The organism is Mesorhizobium sp. M0621 (assembly GCF_040320745.1).
Lineage (GTDB): Bacteria > Pseudomonadota > Alphaproteobacteria > Rhizobiales > Rhizobiaceae > Mesorhizobium.
In genome coordinates, this window is record NZ_JAMYQF010000090.1 from 1 (window position 1) to 15,735 (window position 15,735).

General features: G+C 63.0%; 17 protein-coding genes. 4 read left to right on the forward strand and 13 right to left on the reverse strand.

Features of this window, described 5'->3' with window-relative positions; translation table 11 throughout:
• Positions 1 to 110: 110 nt before the first annotated feature.
• The 3 genes from NKI38_RS32140 to NKI38_RS32150 all read right to left on the reverse strand — a co-directional run bounded on the left by NKI38_RS32140 (position 111) and on the right by NKI38_RS32150 (position 3,409).
• Positions 111 to 1,991, reverse strand: coding sequence for an ABCB family ABC transporter ATP-binding protein/permease (locus NKI38_RS32140; RefSeq protein ID WP_352664720.1), 1,881 nt, complete (start codon positions 1,989 to 1,991; stop codon positions 111 to 113).
• A gap of 76 nt (positions 1,992 to 2,067) precedes the next feature.
• Entirely contained in the window at positions 2,068 to 2,409 is a 342-nt protein-coding gene (locus tag NKI38_RS32145) for an ArsR/SmtB family transcription factor (RefSeq protein ID WP_352626969.1), read from the reverse strand.
• A gap of 67 nt (positions 2,410 to 2,476) precedes the next feature.
• Positions 2,477 to 3,409, reverse strand: coding sequence for a LysR family transcriptional regulator (locus tag NKI38_RS32150; protein ID WP_352664722.1), 933 nt, complete (start codon positions 3,407 to 3,409; stop codon positions 2,477 to 2,479).
• Positions 3,410 to 3,502: 93 nt separating this feature from the next.
• Here NKI38_RS32150 and NKI38_RS32155 point away from each other — a divergent pair, with 93 nt between their 5' ends.
• Positions 3,503 to 4,294, forward strand: coding sequence for an NAD(P)H-dependent oxidoreductase (locus tag NKI38_RS32155; RefSeq protein WP_352664724.1), 792 nt, complete (start codon positions 3,503 to 3,505; stop codon positions 4,292 to 4,294).
• A 29-nt stretch (positions 4,295 to 4,323) separates the two neighbouring features.
• Here the strand turns inward: NKI38_RS32155 and NKI38_RS32160 are convergent, their stop codons facing one another.
• Positions 4,324 to 5,844, reverse strand: coding sequence for a LysM peptidoglycan-binding domain-containing protein (locus tag NKI38_RS32160; protein ID WP_352664726.1), 1,521 nt, complete (start codon positions 5,842 to 5,844; stop codon positions 4,324 to 4,326).
• A gap of 143 nt (positions 5,845 to 5,987) precedes the next feature.
• On the opposite strand from NKI38_RS32160, the gene NKI38_RS32165 reads away from it, so the two are divergent.
• Positions 5,988 to 6,599 carry an LOG family protein gene (locus NKI38_RS32165; RefSeq protein WP_352626963.1) on the forward strand — a complete coding sequence of 204 codons (612 nt, stop codon included), beginning with the start codon at positions 5,988 to 5,990 and terminating at the stop codon, positions 6,597 to 6,599.
• Between the two features lie 300 nt (positions 6,600 to 6,899).
• Here NKI38_RS32165 and NKI38_RS32170 read toward each other — a convergent pair whose 3' ends face one another.
• Complete coding sequence (locus NKI38_RS32170) at positions 6,900 to 7,787, reverse strand: LysR substrate-binding domain-containing protein (protein WP_352664728.1); 888 nt, start codon at positions 7,785 to 7,787, stop codon at positions 6,900 to 6,902.
• Between the two features lie 111 nt (positions 7,788 to 7,898).
• Here NKI38_RS32170 and NKI38_RS32175 point away from each other — a divergent pair, with 111 nt between their 5' ends.
• Together NKI38_RS32175 and NKI38_RS32180 are read left to right on the forward strand one after the other, a co-directional pair.
• Positions 7,899 to 8,189: a muconolactone Delta-isomerase family protein gene (locus tag NKI38_RS32175; protein WP_352664730.1), complete on the forward strand. Its 291-nt coding sequence runs from the start codon at positions 7,899 to 7,901 to the stop codon at positions 8,187 to 8,189.
• A 178-nt stretch (positions 8,190 to 8,367) separates the two neighbouring features.
• Positions 8,368 to 9,366, forward strand: coding sequence for a transporter (locus NKI38_RS32180; RefSeq protein ID WP_352664732.1), 999 nt, complete (start codon positions 8,368 to 8,370; stop codon positions 9,364 to 9,366).
• 12 nt (positions 9,367 to 9,378) lie between these two features.
• On the opposite strand, the gene NKI38_RS32185 is transcribed toward NKI38_RS32180, so the two are convergent.
• From NKI38_RS32185 to NKI38_RS32220, 8 genes are all read right to left on the reverse strand, one after another.
• Positions 9,379 to 10,065 (reverse strand): glutathione S-transferase family protein, encoded by a 687-nt coding sequence (locus tag NKI38_RS32185; protein ID WP_352626956.1) that lies wholly within the window; start codon positions 10,063 to 10,065, stop codon positions 9,379 to 9,381.
• A 9-nt stretch (positions 10,066 to 10,074) separates the two neighbouring features.
• Complete coding sequence (gene rarD, locus NKI38_RS32190) at positions 10,075 to 10,992, reverse strand: EamA family transporter RarD (RefSeq protein ID WP_352664734.1); 918 nt, start codon at positions 10,990 to 10,992, stop codon at positions 10,075 to 10,077.
• Between the two features lie 83 nt (positions 10,993 to 11,075).
• A complete protein-coding gene (gene cimA, locus NKI38_RS32195) occupies positions 11,076 to 12,692 on the reverse strand; it encodes a citramalate synthase (RefSeq protein ID WP_352664736.1) in 1,617 nt (538 codons plus the stop codon).
• Between the two features lie 190 nt (positions 12,693 to 12,882).
• A complete protein-coding gene (gene pip, locus NKI38_RS32200) occupies positions 12,883 to 13,839 on the reverse strand; it encodes a prolyl aminopeptidase (RefSeq protein ID WP_352664738.1) in 957 nt (318 codons plus the stop codon).
• Positions 13,836 to 14,312, reverse strand: coding sequence for a GFA family protein (locus NKI38_RS32205; RefSeq protein WP_352664740.1), 477 nt, complete (start codon positions 14,310 to 14,312; stop codon positions 13,836 to 13,838). The genes pip and NKI38_RS32205 overlap by 4 nt, the downstream gene beginning before the upstream one ends.
• Positions 14,309 to 14,800 (reverse strand): GFA family protein, encoded by a 492-nt coding sequence (locus tag NKI38_RS32210; protein WP_352626947.1) that lies wholly within the window; start codon positions 14,798 to 14,800, stop codon positions 14,309 to 14,311. Before NKI38_RS32210 ends, NKI38_RS32205 begins: the two co-directional genes overlap by 4 nt.
• A 6-nt stretch (positions 14,801 to 14,806) precedes the next feature.
• Positions 14,807 to 15,193: a VOC family protein gene (locus NKI38_RS32215; protein WP_352664742.1), complete on the reverse strand. Its 387-nt coding sequence runs from the start codon at positions 15,191 to 15,193 to the stop codon at positions 14,807 to 14,809.
• Positions 15,190 to 15,597 carry an endonuclease domain-containing protein gene (locus tag NKI38_RS32220; protein ID WP_352664744.1) on the reverse strand — a complete coding sequence of 136 codons (408 nt, stop codon included), beginning with the start codon at positions 15,595 to 15,597 and terminating at the stop codon, positions 15,190 to 15,192. The genes NKI38_RS32215 and NKI38_RS32220 overlap by 4 nt, the downstream gene beginning before the upstream one ends.
• Positions 15,598 to 15,735: the final 138 nt, after the last annotated feature.

The window sequence follows — 15,735 nt, forward strand, 5'->3', positions numbered from 1 at the left end:
CGACAAGGCGAGGCCTTAGACGCCTTCAAAAGACGCTCAGTAGGCCAATCAGGTTAAGCACACCCTTCATGCAAAGCCCTCACAAGGGGAGAAGGAAGAGCTAGCCACCGTTATGACACCTCCGACGTCCGCCGGCGAACGATGACGCCAAACTCGTCGCCCTCGCGGGCGATGCGCAGCCGCTCCTCGGCCTCGGTCGCCTCGCGCTGCCGGTCCCACATCGAGGCATAGAGGCCGTGCTTGCGCATCAGCTCGGCATGGGTACCACGCTCGGCGATCTGGCCATCCTGCAGCACGATGATCTCATCGGCCGTAATCACCGTCGACAGACGGTGCGCGATGACGATGGTGGTGCGGCCGCGGCTGACCAGATCGAGCGCGGCCTGGATCTCCTGCTCGGTGTGGCTGTCGAGCGCCGAGGTCGCTTCGTCCAGCATCAGGATCGGCGGCGCCTTCAGGATGGTGCGGGCGATCGCCACGCGCTGCTTCTCGCCACCCGAAAGCTTCAGCCCGCGCTCGCCGACCATCGACTTGTAGCCGTCGGGCAACCGCTCGATGAACGGGCCGATCTGAGCGAGTTCGGCAGCCTTGCGCATATCCTCCTCGCTGGCGCCGATGCGGCCGTAGCGGATGTTGTAGGCGATGGTGTCGTTGAACAGCACGGTGTCCTGCGGCACCATGCCGATCGCTCCGCGCAGGCTCTCCTGCGTCACCTCCCTGATATCCTGGCCGTCGATCAGCACCTGGCCGTCCTGCACGTCGTAGAAGCGGAACAGAAGCCGCGAGATGGTCGACTTGCCGGCGCCCGATGGCCCGACAATGGCGACGGTCTTGCCGGCCGGCACCTCGAAGCTGATGCCCTTCAGGATCTTGCGGTTCGGGTCATAGGAGAATTGGACGTCGCGGAACTCGACCTTGCCGGCGCTGACAGTAAGTGGCTTCGCGTCCGGCCTGTCGACGATCTCCTGCGGCACATCCAAAAGGTCGAACATTTGCTCGATATCCGTCAACCCCTGGCGGATTTCGCGGTAGATGAAGCCGATGAAATTGAGCGGCACCGACAGCTGCATCAGCATGGCGTTGATGAAGACGAAGTCGCCGACCGTCTGCGTGCCGGCCTGCACTTCCAGCGCCGACATGCACATGACGATGACGGTGCCGAGGCCGAAGATGATGCCCTGGCCGAAATTCAGCCAGCCAAGCGAGGTCCAGATGCGCGTCGCCGATATCTCGTAGCGTGCCATGGAGCGGTCGAAGCGCTCGGCCTCCATGCCCTCATTGTTGAAATACTTGACCGTTTCGTAGTTGAGCAGCGAGTCGATCGCCTTGGTGTTGGCGTCGGTGTCGCTGTCGTTCATGTCGCGGCGGATCGAGATGCGCCAGTCGCTGGCGCGCACCGTGAACCAGACATAGACCCAGACCGTGACCGCGACGACGGCGACATATTTCCAGCCATAGGTGTAGGCGAAGATGCCGGTGGTCAGCGCGAATTCGAGAATGGTCGGCGCCGTGTTGAGCATGATGAAGCGCACGATCGTCTCGATGCCCTTGGTGCCGCGCTCGATGATGCGCGACAGGCCGCCGGTGCGGCGTTCCAAGTGAAAGCGCAGCGACAGTTGGTGCATATGGACGAAGGTGCGGAAGGCGAGTTGACGCACGGCGTATTGGCCGACGCGGGCAAACAGCGCGTCCCGCAATTGATTGAAGCCAAGCTGCACCAGGCGCACGACATTGTAGGCGACGACCAGCATGACGGGCGCCAGCAGAAAGCTCGGCAGCGGCGGCACCGATTTGGCGTCGCCGGCCAGCGCGTCGGTCGCCCATTTGAAGAAATAGGGACCGGCGACCAGCGTCAGCTTAGCGACGACCAGCAGCAGCGTCGCCCAGGTGACCCGTGCTCTCAGATCAGCACGATCCGCTGGCCACATGTATGGCCACAGGTTGAGCAGCGTCTTGAAAGTCGAGGAGTCGGAGACGGTTTTTTCGGCCATTCTTTGTGCCTTCTTCTTATGTCTTTTTGACCATGATCTCTTCCGAAAACCGGGCTCCGCTTTTCGGGATCATGGTCTAGCGGCCGGAGCAGCAGGAATTGACGAGGGCGATCAACGACGCCGAGACGTCGGCGAGCGCGGCGTGGTCGATAGCATATCGCGAGCGCTGGCGATCAGGCTCGAACCTGACCAGCCCGGCCTCGACCAGTATCTTCAGGTGTTGTGACACCGTGGACTGCGCCAGATCGAAACGATCGACGACTTCGCGGCAGCAGCAGGGGCTGCTCGCCGACAGGTGTTTCAGGATGTCGATCCGTGCCGGATGCGAAAGCGCTGCCAGCCGAGCAGCGACGGTGCGGCTGTCCGGGGCCTCCGACGCGGAGCGGAGTGTATGGGTTTCGAAGGGGCTGTCGCTCATCGTCCATCGGCGATAAACGATGGTTGGCGCTGCCGCAAGCTACTCTTCTGGGCAGACCAGATGGCGGCTAACGCTGTGAGATGGACTTCTCGATCCCCGGGATATCGGCTATCCGTTCAGCCAGAAAGTCGACCAGCAGGCGAACCCTTGCAACGCCCGCGCGCTCCGGGACGATCAGCATGTTCAACGGGACGGACGGTAGCGAATAATCATCCAGTAAGGTCTCGAGCAGGCTCGCCGCCAAAAGATCGCCGACAAGCCATCGATGAGCCGGTGCGATCCCTCGACCCGCGACCAAGGCCTCGCGCGCGGCAAGCCCATGGTCGACACGCAGTCGCCCCGCGAAGGGTACCATATAGCGCTCGCCTCCGGCACCCTGCAAAGCAAGAGTTTCACTGCCCGCCACGTTCGACATCCGGATGCCCTCATGTCCAGACAGGTCCGACGGGACAGCCGGTCTCCCTCGCGCCGCCAGATAATCCGGCGATGCAACGAGTAGGCGCCGTGACAGGCCGAGGGCCCGCAGCTTCAACGAGCTGTCAGTAAGTGGTCCCAAGCGAAGCGCGATATCGACGCCTTCCCGGACCAAATCCACACGCTCATCGGTGAGGCTGAGGTCAATTCCGATGTCGGGATATCGGTCCTGAAAGGCGAAGATGAGCCGGCTGGTGTGCAGGACCCCGAAAGCGGCAGTACAGGATATCCGGACGGTGCCGGCCGGCGCGCCACGTGCGCCCCGCGCTTCGTCGCCGGCCTGCTCGACAAGGCGCAGGATCTGGACGCTGTTAGCATAGTACCGGCTGCCCTCATCGGTCAGCGTGACCCGCCGGGTGGTCCTGCTGAGCAAAGGCACACCCACTGCCTCTTCAAGCTCTTGCAAATGCCGCGTAACCGTCGATTGCCCGATGCCCAGTTCGCCGGCAACCAACGACAGATTGCCCCGATCCGCAACGCGAATGAAGGTGCGCATGCGTTCGAGGGTGATATCTGATTTATCCATTATTCGGCACAATCTTATGCATTACGAATGCCTAGCGGATTAGGTCGATATTGCCTAGCTAAGGGACCAGTTTTCAATCCTCGGAGTCCCCGCATGAAAATTCTACTTGTCTTCGCTCATCCCGAATCGCGCTCGCTCAACGGCGCGCTCCGCGACGTCGCCATCAGAGAACTCGAGGCACAAGGCCACGAAGTGCGGGTGACGGACCTTTACGCCCAGGGTTGGAAATCAGCGGTTGATCAGGCCGACTTTCCGGTTTTGGCGCCGGACGCGCGGTTGATGCCTGCCGCAGCATCAAAAAAGTCTTTCGAGACCGACGCGCTGACAGAGGACGTCAAGGCCGAGATCGCAAAGCTGCGGTGGGCGGATGCGCTGATTCTCCAGTTTCCGCTCTGGTGGTTTGCCATGCCGGCGATCCTCAAGGGCTGGGTCGACAGGGTCTTCGCCTACGGCTTCGCTTACGGTGTGGGTGAGCATAGCGACAAACGATGGGGCGACCGCTACGGCGAGGGAACCTTGATGGGCAAGCGCGCAATGTTGATCGTGACCGCCGGCGGTTGGGAGGAGCACTATGCCCCTCGCGGCGTCAACGGACCAATCGATGATCTGCTGTTCCCGATAAACCACGGGATTCTCTACTACCCGGGCTACGACGTCCTTCCGCCGTTCGTCGCCTATAGCGTCGATCGCTTCGGCGAAGCCGGCTTCGAGCCCACTGCCGAGCGCCTGCGCGAGAGGATGAGAACGTTCGCGACCACGCAACCCATCCCCTATCGCCGGCAGAATGGCGGCGACTATTTGATTCCGAGCATGAAGCTACGCCCCGACCTGGGCGATCCGAACATGACCGGATTCAAACTGCACCTGAGCGGCTCAACAAACTAGCCGACTTCGACCTTGGATGGCCTTGGACTCTAGTTGGTCTTGGCCGGCGCCGTCGTTGCCTGCTTGCCCATCGCTTTGAGGTCGGCGGCTTCGCCTTCCTTGGACTTTTCCGGGACCTTGAACACCTGTCCCGGCCAGATGCGATCGGGATCGCTGATCTGGTCCTGGTTGGCGAGGTAGATGGTCGAATAGCGCACGCCATGGCCGTAAACGCGGCGCGAAATCCGCCACAGCGTGTCGTTGCGGCGGATGATGACGGCGCCGTCGGCATGCTCGAGCTTGGGCGCCACGGTCTCGGGCACATCGCTTGGCGGCGTGGCTGCTGCCACAGCGGCCGGAGCCTCTGGGGCCGGTGCCGCGGCAACGGCGGGCGCCTCGGCAGCCGGTACAGCAGGAGCCGGTGCGGGTTCCGCCGGAGCAGCCGCAACAGCGGGCGCTGCCGGTTTTGCTTCGGCGGACTCTGCGGGTGCCACGGCGGCGACCGATTCACCCGGCTCGCGCTCGAATGGCACGGCGGCGCGGGCCACTACTTTCACGCCGTCGGCATCGAGGCCGTCGACATGGATGGTATAGCTGCCGACCGGAATGTCGCGCGTCGCCTCGACGAGGAAATGACCGTCCGGCGACGTCTGCGCCTCACCGAGCATGATATCATTGGCATAGGCGCGCACCTTGCGGCCCGGATCGGCGAGGCCGGCGACAAAGATCTTGTTGCCGTCGATTTCGATCGCCTCGACGACGATCTTGGGCTCGGCCACCGCTGCGGCGGGCGGCGTCGCCGGTGCTGCCGGAGCAGGTGCTGCTTCAACTAAGGCTGGCGCTGGAGCCGCCGGTGCAGCTGGCGCCGGAGCAGCGGTTACGGGCGATTCGGCTGCAGCAGGAGCAGCGGCCTGGTCGCCTGCAGCCGGTGCAGCCGGCTTTGCCTCGGGAGCCGGTACGGTGAGCAGTTCGGCCGGCTTGCCCGGCTCCTCGACCATGGCCAGCACTTGGCCGGCCGCATCCTTGGGAACCGAAACGACGGCGGTCTGCGCCGAGGGCGTTACGACATCGCCCGTCGTCGCGCGCAGGGCAATCGTATAGTCGCCGGGCTTCAACGGATCGTCGAGCACGATGACAAAGGCGCCGTCGGGACCGGCGACCGTCGAACCGAGCACGGGCGCGCCGTTGAGGATCTCGACCTTCGCGTTGGGCGCTGCGTTGCCGGCAATCACAATGGAGCCATTGCTCTCGACGCGCACGACATCGAAGGACGGTGCGATCGGACCGGCTGCAGCGGGCGCTGCCGGAACCGCTGCACCCGTTGCCGGTGCGGCTGGCGCCGTTGTCTGGGGCACAGCGGCGGGCGCGGCCGGCACAGCCGCTGGAGGCAGCCGCGCTTCCGTGCCGGGATCAGCCGGCTTCGGCGCCGCGGGCGGCGTCAAGGCAGCCACTTGCGCCGGCGGCGTCGGATTAAGATACGGGTCGAGTGCACCCGAAACATAGGCGGTCCCCGCGGCCGCAACGGTCCCACCCGCCACGAACAGGAACGCCTTCAATGGATTAATCACCATATTTCTCTACCCCTTAGCCACCTAACGCCGGTCTAGCCTGTTTTGCCCATGTCGACAAGAAAGAGGGACCGACAAGAAAAAGCCCGAGCTTGTTGACCCTTGGGGCTTGACCGCGCTTTCAGACCCAATCACCAATCATCGGCATGAACACGATTCGATCCGTCTGCGTCTATTGCGGCTCGTCTCCGGGCCGCGATGAAATCTATATCAAGGCCGGGCACCTGCTCGGGCGCTCGATTGCCAAAGCGGGCCTGCGGCTAATCTATGGCGGCGGCACCAAAGGCATCATGGGCGCCGTCGCCGAAGGCGCCTTGCGCGCGGGGGGCAAGGTGACGGGCATCATTCCGCGCTTCCTGATCAATAGGGAGGCAACGGAAACCGCGCTTGACCGGCTCGACGAACTCTTGATCACCGACAACATGCACGAGCGCAAACACAAGATGTTCGAGAAATCCGACGCCTTTGTGGCGCTGCCGGGCGGCATCGGCACGGTCGAGGAGATCGTCGAGGTCATGACCTGGGCGCAGCTCGGTCATCACCGCAAGCCGATCGTCTTCGGCAATGTCGGCGGATTCTGGGATCCGATGCTGGCGTTGCTCGATCACATGGCCGCCGAAGGCTTCATCCACACCGCGCAACGGGTCAAGCCGCTGGTTGTCGACGACCCCGAAGCGATCGTCGCCGCCATCATGGTGGCTGGGTCCTCCGTCGACGCCCCGACCGAGGGCGTGCAGTCGGTGATAGACAAGATGTGAGGCAGTAGAGAATAGGGCGGTAAGCAGTGTGAATGCCGGGGGACGGCAACCCCTACTGCCTACTGCCCAGGGCAACGAACTCGGGCTAACGGGTTCCTTCGGAGCCTTCGCTCGCGCATTGGCTGACGGAGCATCAAACGAAAAACCCGCCTGTGCGGCGGGTCACTGGCGCGAATCAGCACCATGGACGAATATGTACCATAGCTGAGGTCACGAAGTCAAGAAAAAATTCCTATTGCCGGCACAAAAGCCGACACCGCCGAACTGTCGTCAGGTCTTTGTTAACCTGGGTGCGGAGCCCTAGCCTACTGCAGCTGCCTGCCGCAAGCCGGCGATCACCTCGCGGCGGTCGTGACGCCGCCAGGCAAGATAGATGGAAACCGTGCGCTCGAACCATGGCAGGTCGCGAAACACGATCCGCGACGGAGCGGCGGCACGCAGGCTGGCCTGCACCGTTGCCAGGCCGAGACCGGCGCTGACCAGACCGAGCGAGGTTAGCGGGTCCGCCGTCTCATAGGCGATGTCGGGCAGAAAGCCGGCTTTGGCGCAGGCGGCAAGGAATTGCCCGCGATTGGTGTCGTCGGGCTGGCGCACGACCGTGATCCAGATGCGGCCGTCGAGGTGATGCGGCCCGATCTCTGATATTTGGACAAGCGGATCATCTTCGGGGATCGCCAGCACCAGCGGCTCATGCCGCAGCGCGATGGCGGCGATATCCGGATCATCGTCGGTTGGCTGCGAATAGACAAAGCCCAGATCAAGCACCCGCTGGCGCAGCCCCTCCAGCTGCGCCGCCGAACGCAGGCTTCTCAGTTGCAGGTGAAAGTCCGGCCGGTCGCGGCGGAACTGGCGCAGCATGCCTGCGACAAGCCCGGCATGCACAGCCCCTTCGACATAGCCGATGGCAAGCCGGCCAACTGCGCCGCTGGCCAGGTTGCGGCCGAATTCTTCCAGTCGTCGCGCATTGGACAGCAGCGAGCGGGCCTCGGTGAGGAAGGCGCGACCTTCGGCGTTGAGATGGACCCGTTGCTTCGACCTTTCAAAGAGGGAGACGCCGAGCTGCTTCTCGAGCTGCATGATCTGCCGGCTGAGCGGCGATTGCGAAATATGCAGCATTTCGGCGGCGCGCCCGACATTGCCGGTTTCGGCGACGGTGACGAAATAGCGGAGCTGGCGCAGGTCGAACATCTTGCTTCCCCGAGTCTCAAGTCCTTTTCGATCTCAATTTTAGCCTAACCAGTCTTGGACAGTCTGACCAGCGGAGGTGATACTCGGCCATCCCAACCAAAGGAGACCGCCATGCAGTTCTTTGCCCTTCTCACCCGCAACACCGCTGAGTTTACCGATGCCGATTTCGCCCCACTTCTGCACAGCGAGGCCGAACAGCGGCGCACGCTCTACGCCGAGGGCGCGGTCCGCCAGGTCTGGAACCGAGGCGACATCCCGGGCAGCGGCATGATGTTCGAAGCCGGCAGCGACGCCGACGTGCGCGGCCATCTCGCCACCTTGCCGCTGGTGAAGGTGGGGATGATGGACATCGCCGCCATCGTGCCGCTTAACCCTTACCCTGGGTTCGGCCCGAAGCGTTGAGAGGGCGCAATCCGGTGGCGGCGAAGGCGTCACCACCGGATTGACCTCAGTGATCGACAGACTGTGATCGGCCGTCAAGAAACCGTCACACGAAACCGGGTTCGCCCGTGCTAGACATCAAGGGTCAGGCGGCCGCCATGCGGTGCCATGTTCGAAACCTGCATCTGGCACCGCGCCCATGGATATCGCTCTCGCCCCGGAAGGCACCGACCTGTCGCCTTACATGCCCGATGAGCACGGGTTGTTCTTCATCTATCACTTCACCGCAGAGGGCGTGCGAACCAGGGACGCAGTCGCCGCACGCTGGACTTGGCGCAGCTATCAGATCACCGACTTGCACGCACGCCAGGAGATCGGCGCCGAAAGGGCTTTGCCGGGGCCGGTGCGCGACGCCTTCCTTGCCCCGAGCCATGGCTGCCACATCGACTTCGAGGATGGCTGGCTCTATGGCGATCTGCCGGATCTCAGGCACGACTTTTCGGAGGCGCGCGGACTCGTCCATTTCCGCTTCGCCTTCAACGACACGATGCTGATCGGCGCTCGCAAGCAGCCGCTGGAATCGATCGACGCCGTCCGCAAGGCGGTGGAAAATGGATCGCGGAAATTCCGCTCGCCGGCGGAACTGATCGAGGCGGTCACGGGCCAGTCGCTCGACGGCATGTCGGCCGAGCTCCGCAAGCTGGGCGACACGCTCGACGGCATCGAGGACCGTGTCGTGCGCGATGCATGGCACAATGAACGACAAGCGCTGGTCGAGGCGCGCCGACAATTGGTGGTGATCCATCGGCAGATGGCGACGATCACCAATCTGTTCCGGCATCTCGATCATTCGCATCGCAACGAGCTGCCTGACCCGATCAACGACATGGCGGTCAGGCTCTCGCAACGGGCGCATACGCTCTATCATGACGGCGAGCAGTTGCAGGCGCGCACAAGGCTGTTGCAGGACGAGCTGATGGCCAAGCTGACCATGCAGTCGAACCAGCTCCTCTATGTTCTCTCTGTCATGACAGCAGTGCTGTTGCCGATGACCATCATCTCGGGCCTGTTCGGCATGAATGTCGGCGGCCTGCCGTTGGTCAACACGCCGATGGGGTTTTGGGTGGTGTCGGCGGTATCGCTTGTTATCGCCGCGGCTACCTATCTGTTCGTCCGACGACTCGGTCGGGGGATGTGACGTCAGTACCTTTCACGCCGAGGCGCGAAAATCCTCGAGGACGGTGCCGGCGGCAGCGACTTCCGCTTCATGGTCGGGCTCGCGCCAGGTCTCGGCAAGGCCCGCCGCATACCATTCGCACATCGCCGGCAAGGCAAGCAACTGCGCCGGATAGGCGGTGGCAGCCCCTCCGAAAACGAGCCCGTAGGACTGTGCCCGAAACGCCACTGGGGCAAAGAAGGCGTCGACGGCGGTGAAATGAGGACCGGCGAGAAACGGTCCGCCGAAACGGGCAAGACCATCGTTCCAGAGATCGCCGAGGCGAAAGAGATCCTGCTTCAGCGCATCGGACATCGGAAACGGCTTTACGCGCAGGCCGCAACTCATTGGGCATGAACCGCGCAGTGCGGTGAAGCTCGAATGCATCTCAGCGGCGGCCGAGCGTGCCCAGGCGCGCGCCTTGGCCTCGACGGGCCAAACGCCATGGTGGCGCTCCGCCAGATACTCGGCGATGGCCAGTGAATCCCAGACCGCCCAACCGTCGTCGATCAGGCACGGCACCCGGCCGCTGGGCGAGAACGACCGGTAGAGCTCCCAGCTCGATCCGGTCGGGAATGGCGTAAGCTGCTCCTCGAATGGGATATCCAGCTCTCGCATCAGCACCCAGGGCCGCAGCGACCATGAGGAATAGTTCTTGTTGGCGATGTGCAACAGGTACATCGAAACTCCTTACCGGGCAGAAACCTTGCGCGCTGTCGTCAACATCGACCAGGAATAGACCGCCAGTGCGGCCCAGATCAGTGCGAACGCTACCGCCTGAGTGGTGCCGAAAGGCTCGTCGAAGATCAGCACTGCGATCAGGAACACCATGGTAGGCGCGATATATTGCATGATGCCGATGGTGGAGAGGCGCAACAGCTTGGCGCCGAAGGCGAACAACAGCAGCGGTACCGATGTGATCGGACCGCAGCCGATCAGCAACGCCGTATCGGCACCGCTACTGGATACGATGTGGTCCTGTCCGGTCGCGATCAGATAGATGATGTAGCCAAGGGCCGGCACCGACAGCAGAAGCACTTCGAGCAAAAAGCCCTGACTCGGGCCGATCGGCAAGGTCTTGCGGAAGAAGCCGTAGGCGGCGAAGGAAAACGCCAGCGCCAGCGACACCCAAGGCAGCTTGCCGCCTTCGATGGTCAGCACGGCGACGGCGACGGCGGCCAGCACCACTGCCGCGATCTGCAGACGATCGAGCCGCTCGCCAAGCAACAGCGCGCCGACGACGACGCTGACCAGCGGGTTGATGTAATAGCCGAGCGCGGTCTCGACGGTGCGGTCGACGGCGATCGCCCAGACATAGATGCCCCAATTGACCGAGATCAACGCCGCCGTCAGTGCGGCCATGGCGATGGTGCGGGGTGAGCGAAGTGCCGCCTTGAAGTCGGCTGTGCGGCCGGCCCAGACCAGCACGGCGGCGGCGATCGGCACCGACCAGACGATGCGGTGGGCAATGACTTCGGCGAGCGGCAGATGCGCCACGCCCTTCATGTAGAAGGGCAGCATTCCCCACAGCAAATAAGCGCCCAGTGCAAGCAGGAATCCGCGACGGGCCTTGGAATCAGCGTCCAGGGTAATTGCTTCAGTGGCCATGGCCCAAGGCTATGGCCCAGCCATCTTGCCAAGACCATCGCAAAGTTCTGATGGATCAATGGACTTTCGCTGATGGTTCAACCCTACTCGGCCGCCACCAGTCCCGCCATTTCGCGGTTCTTCATCAGCTTGTAGACGATCGAATCCATCAGCGCCTGGAACGAGGCGTCGATGATGTTTTCGGAAACGCCGACCGTCCACCAGCGCGCGCCGGTGCCGTCATGCGATTCGATCAGAACGCGGGTGATCGCCTCGGTGCCGCCATTGAGGATACGCACTTTGAAGTCGGCGAGCTCCATGTCGGCGATCTCGCCCTGGAATTTGCCGAGATCCTTGCGCAGCGCGATGTCGAGTGCGTTGACCGGGCCATGCCCCTCGGCCACCGACATCTTCTCCTCGCCGTCGACCAGCACTTTGACGATCGCTTCGGAGACCGTCTTCAACTGGCCGTTGGCGTCGAAGCGGCGCTCGACCATGCAGCGGAACGAGGTGACGTTGAAGAATTCCGGCAGGCCGTGCAGCATCTTGCGCGCCAGAAGCTCGAAGCTGGCGTCGGCGCCCTCATAGGCATAGCCCTCGGCCTCGCGTTCCTTGACTACCGATATCAGCGCGTCGAGCCGGTGATCGTCCTTCGGCACGTCGATGCCGCGCCGCTTCAGTTCGGCGAGGAAATTGGCCTTGCCGCCCTGGTCCGAAACCATGACGCGACGGCGGTTGCCGACCGTTTCCGGAGGCACATGCTCATAGGTCGCCGGCTCCTTGGCCAGCGCCGAAGCATGGATGCCGGCCTTGGTCGCGAAGGCGGAAGCGCCGACATAGGGCGCTTGCGCTTCCGGCGCGCGGTTCAAGAGTTCGTCGAAGGCCCGCGACAGGCGCGAAATGCCGGTCAGCGCCTCGGTCGAAATGCCCGTCTCGAAACGATCGGCGAAGGCCGGCTTCAGCGCCAGCGTCGGCACGATCGAGATCAGATTGGCGTTGCCGCAGCGCTCGCCGATGCCGTTGAGCGTGCCCTGGATCTGGCGCACGCCGGCCTCGACCGCAGCCAGCGAATTGGCCACGGCCTGGCCAGTGTCGTCATGGGCATGGATACCGAGATGATCGCCTGACATACCGGACGAAATAACCTTCTCGACGATAGCGCGGACTTCCGACGGCTGCGTGCCGCCATTGGTGTCGCACAGCACCACCCAGCGCGCGCCGGCATCATAAGCGGTCTTGGCACAGGCCAGCGCATAGTCGGGATTGGCCTTGAAGCCGTCGAAGAAATGCTCGCAGTCGACCAATGCTTCCTTACCTGCGGCGATCGCCGCCTCGACGGAGGCCTTGATGGCGTCGAGGTTCTCTTCGTTGGTGCAGCCGAGCGCGATACGGACGTGATAATCCCAGCTCTTGGCGACGAAGCAGATGGCGTCCGACTTAGATTGCACCAGTGAGGCAAGGCCGGGATCGTTGGACGCTGATACCCCTGCCCGCTTGGTCATGCCGAACGCGACGAATTTGGCCCGCGCCGTACGCTTCTCCTGGAAGAAGGCGGTGTCGGTCGGGTTGGCGCCGGGATAGCCGCCCTCGACATAGTCGATGCCGAAGGCGTCGAGCAGTTTTGCAATAGCGATCTTGTCCTCGACGGAAAAGTCGATGCCCGGCGTCTGCTGGCCATCGCGCAGGGTGGTGTCGAAGAGATAGAGGCGTTGTTTTTTCATAGTCCCGTGGGCGCTTGAACGCCCCCCTCTGGCCTGCCGGCCATCTCCCCCTCAAGGGGGGAGATTGGCAGCTTCGTATCCCACCCTTTTCCTGCAACGCTCGAGATTTGCGAAGGCCTCGATGAAAGCCAATCTCCCCCCTTGAGGGGGAGATGTCCGGCAGGACAGAGGGGGGTGAGGCTTGGCATCATCATTTGCCTGCAAACCGATCCGTCGCCCGGATCAGTTGATCCAAAATCCCCGGCTCCGAATACGCATGACCGGCACCCTCGATCAGGTGGAAATCCGCCTTCGGCCAGGCCTTGTGCAGCGCCCAGGCGTAGCGCGCCGGGCACGGCATGTCGTAGCGGCCATGGACGATGGTGCCGGGAATATCCGCAAGCTTGTGCGCGTCGCGCAGCAGCTGCCCTTCCTCGAGCCAGCCGGCATGGACAAAATAGTGGTTTTCGATGCGGGCGAAGGCGATGGCGTATTCGTCCTCACCAAACGGCCCGCTGGTCTCCGGCTCCGGCAACAGTGTGATGGTCTCGCCTTCCCACAGGCTCCACGCGCGCGCTGCCTCGATCTGCGCCTTGCGATCGCTGCCGACCAGCCGCTTGCGGTAGGCGGCCATCATGTCGCCGCGCTCGGCCTCAGGGATCGGCGCCAGGAACCGCTCCCATTTGTCCGGGAACATTTCAGAGACGCCGAACTGATAGTACCATTCGAGCTCGGCGCGCGTCAGTGTGTAGATTCCACGTACCACCAGTTCGCTGACCCGTTCGGGGTGCGTTTCGGCATAGGCGAGCGCAAGCGTCGAGCCCCAGGAGCCGCCGAACACCAGCCATTTGTCGAAGCCGGCCATCTCGCGCAGCCGTTCGATGTCGGCGACCAGATGCCAGGTGGTGTTGGCTTCGAGCGAGGCATTGGGAGTCGATTTTCCGCAGCCGCGCTGGTCGAACAGGATGACGTCGTAGAGCTTCGGGTCGAACAGCCGCCTGTGTTTGGGCGAGATGGTACCGCCCGGCCCGCCATGCAGGAACACCGCCGGCTTGGCGCCCTTGGTGCCGGAACGCTCCCAGTAGACCTGATGGCCGTCGCCGACATCGAGCACGCCGGAATCGAACGCCTCGATTTCTGGATAAAGAATACGCAATTGACTGCTCATAGCTGCAAACCTTTGGTCGGCCAGTCCGCTGTTTCATGGTCGGGGTGCTGGAAGGAGATGATGGATTCCTGCCGGGCGTAATAGTCGGGATCCTGGTGGACGGGCTGATCGAAGATCGTCTCCACCCAGGGCAGCCGCGCGGCGTAGTTGACCTGGATCTGCGGTGCCAGATCCGAACGGTCGTCGAAAGCGCCGATGGCGATCTCAAGTCCGCCAGGCTGCCGATAGGTCAGCGGCGTCCCGCAGCGGGCGCAGAAACCACGATCGATGTTGACCGACGACTGGAAATAGCTCGGCTCTTCATGGGTCCATTCGACGCCATCCCTGGGCACCGTGACCAGCGCGCCGAAGAACGAGCCGAATTGCTTCTGGCACATGCGGCAATGGCAGATGGACGGACGGCCGAGCGCCCCATGAATGCGGAAACGGACGGCGCCGCATTGGCAGCCACCAGTTCTTACCTGATCGGTCATGGCTTTTCCTTTGGCGGCCATTGTTCGGTGTCGTGGTCGGGATGCTGGTAGGAGACGAGATCGGCCAGATAGGGGGCTGACGACATGTCGGCCATCGTCTCCTCGCCCGGCAATTGCGGAATGGTGTCGACATAGGGCAGCTTTGCCTCGGTGCCCCATTGAATCAGCGGCACGATCTCCGCCGGATTGTCGAACGCACCGATGGCGAGGCCGACGCCATCCGGCGCGGTGAAGGTCAGCGGCGTACCGCAATCGGCGCAAAAACCACGATCGACATGGTTGGACGAGCGAAAATATTTCGGCTCACCACGGGTCCAGTCGAGCTTCGCGCCGCGCACCGAAACCAGCGGCGCGTAGAACGAGCCGAACGCCTTCTGGCACATGCGGCAATGGCAGATCGAAGCGTCTCCCAACGCGCCTTCGACGCGAAAGCGCACCGCGCCGCATTGGCAGCCGCCGGTGTAGATCGGCCGGTTGTCGAGGCTCATCGCCGCTCACTCCGGGGCATGGCAGACGGCTTCGACATTGTTGCCGTCGGGATCGAAGACGAAAGCGCCGTAATAGTTCGGATGATAGTGCGGGCGCAGCCCTGGCCCGCCATTGTCCTTGCCGCCGGCGGCAAGCGCCGCGGCATGGAAGGCATCGACCTCGGCGCGGCTGCGCGCGGTGAAGGCGACGTGCTGGTGGTCTCTCGGCTTGTCCTTGCCGGTACTCAGCCAAAACACCGGCCGGTCGCGGCCATAGCCACCGACCTTGGCGCCGCCGGTGTATTCCAGCGGCACCATGTAGAGGAGCGCGGCACCTAACGGCGCCATCGCCTTGTCATAGAAAGCCTTCGAAGCGTCGAAATCGGCAACGGTGATACCGAGATGGTCGATCATGGAACGGACTCCCTTGCTGGTTCGCTCGCCGGCACTTCGGCGCCGGCCAGACCGGCCTCGATCACGACGTGCTGGCAGACATTGTCGATATCGCGAATGACGTCGTCGTTCCAGAAGCGCAGGATGGTCCAGCCCAACGCTTCAAGCCTAGCAGTCCTCGTGGCATCGGACGCCGAAGCTTCGGCCTGAGCATGCTGAGACCCGTCCAATTCGATGATCAGCTTCTTGCTGGAGCAGGCAAAATCGACGATGTAGCCGGCGATCGGCATCTGGCGTCGAAACGCCAGCCCCATGAGCCGGTGTGCGCGGATCTCATTCCAAAGTTTCAGTTCGGCATCGGTCATAGCTTTGCGCATCTTGCGCGCATTGTTGCGGTTGTTGGCAGGCACTGGATAATGCGTCATCGCAGATCGCCCCCCTCTGTCCTGCCGGACATCTCCCCCTCTTGGCAGGGCTGTCCGGGGAAAGTTTTGAGTGAATCGAAATGCCGCATGTGCATGCCCCGTAAAACGGGGTTTGTCCGTCTTCTCTCTGGTTGTCGA

Coding starts and splice junctions, on each gene's coding strand:
- NKI38_RS32205 (WP_352664740.1), bottom strand. CDS start 14,312: ATGACCGATCAGGTAAGAACTGGTGGCTGCCAATGCGGCGCCGTCCGT.
- rarD (WP_352664734.1), bottom strand. CDS start 10,992: ATGGCCACTGAAGCAATTACCCTGGACGCTGATTCCAAGGCCCGTCGC.
- NKI38_RS32165 (WP_352626963.1), top strand. CDS start 5,988: ATGAACACGATTCGATCCGTCTGCGTCTATTGCGGCTCGTCTCCGGGC.
- NKI38_RS32180 (WP_352664732.1), top strand. CDS start 8,368: ATGGATATCGCTCTCGCCCCGGAAGGCACCGACCTGTCGCCTTACATG.
- NKI38_RS32170 (WP_352664728.1), bottom strand. CDS start 7,787: ATGTTCGACCTGCGCCAGCTCCGCTATTTCGTCACCGTCGCCGAAACC.
- NKI38_RS32220 (WP_352664744.1), bottom strand. CDS start 15,597: ATGACGCATTATCCAGTGCCTGCCAACAACCGCAACAATGCGCGCAAG.
- cimA (WP_352664736.1), bottom strand. CDS start 12,692: ATGAAAAAACAACGCCTCTATCTCTTCGACACCACCCTGCGCGATGGC.
- NKI38_RS32145 (WP_352626969.1), bottom strand. CDS start 2,409: ATGAGCGACAGCCCCTTCGAAACCCATACACTCCGCTCCGCGTCGGAG.
- NKI38_RS32150 (WP_352664722.1), bottom strand. CDS start 3,409: ATGGATAAATCAGATATCACCCTCGAACGCATGCGCACCTTCATTCGC.
- NKI38_RS32185 (WP_352626956.1), bottom strand. CDS start 10,065: ATGTACCTGTTGCACATCGCCAACAAGAACTATTCCTCATGGTCGCTG.
- NKI38_RS32160 (WP_352664726.1), bottom strand. CDS start 5,844: ATGGTGATTAATCCATTGAAGGCGTTCCTGTTCGTGGCGGGTGGGACC.
- NKI38_RS32210 (WP_352626947.1), bottom strand. CDS start 14,800: ATGAGCCTCGACAACCGGCCGATCTACACCGGCGGCTGCCAATGCGGC.
- NKI38_RS32175 (WP_352664730.1), top strand. CDS start 7,899: ATGCAGTTCTTTGCCCTTCTCACCCGCAACACCGCTGAGTTTACCGAT.
- NKI38_RS32215 (WP_352664742.1), bottom strand. CDS start 15,193: ATGATCGACCATCTCGGTATCACCGTTGCCGATTTCGACGCTTCGAAG.
- pip (WP_352664738.1), bottom strand. CDS start 13,839: ATGAGCAGTCAATTGCGTATTCTTTATCCAGAAATCGAGGCGTTCGAT.
- NKI38_RS32155 (WP_352664724.1), top strand. CDS start 3,503: ATGAAAATTCTACTTGTCTTCGCTCATCCCGAATCGCGCTCGCTCAAC.
- NKI38_RS32140 (WP_352664720.1), bottom strand. CDS start 1,991: ATGGCCGAAAAAACCGTCTCCGACTCCTCGACTTTCAAGACGCTGCTC.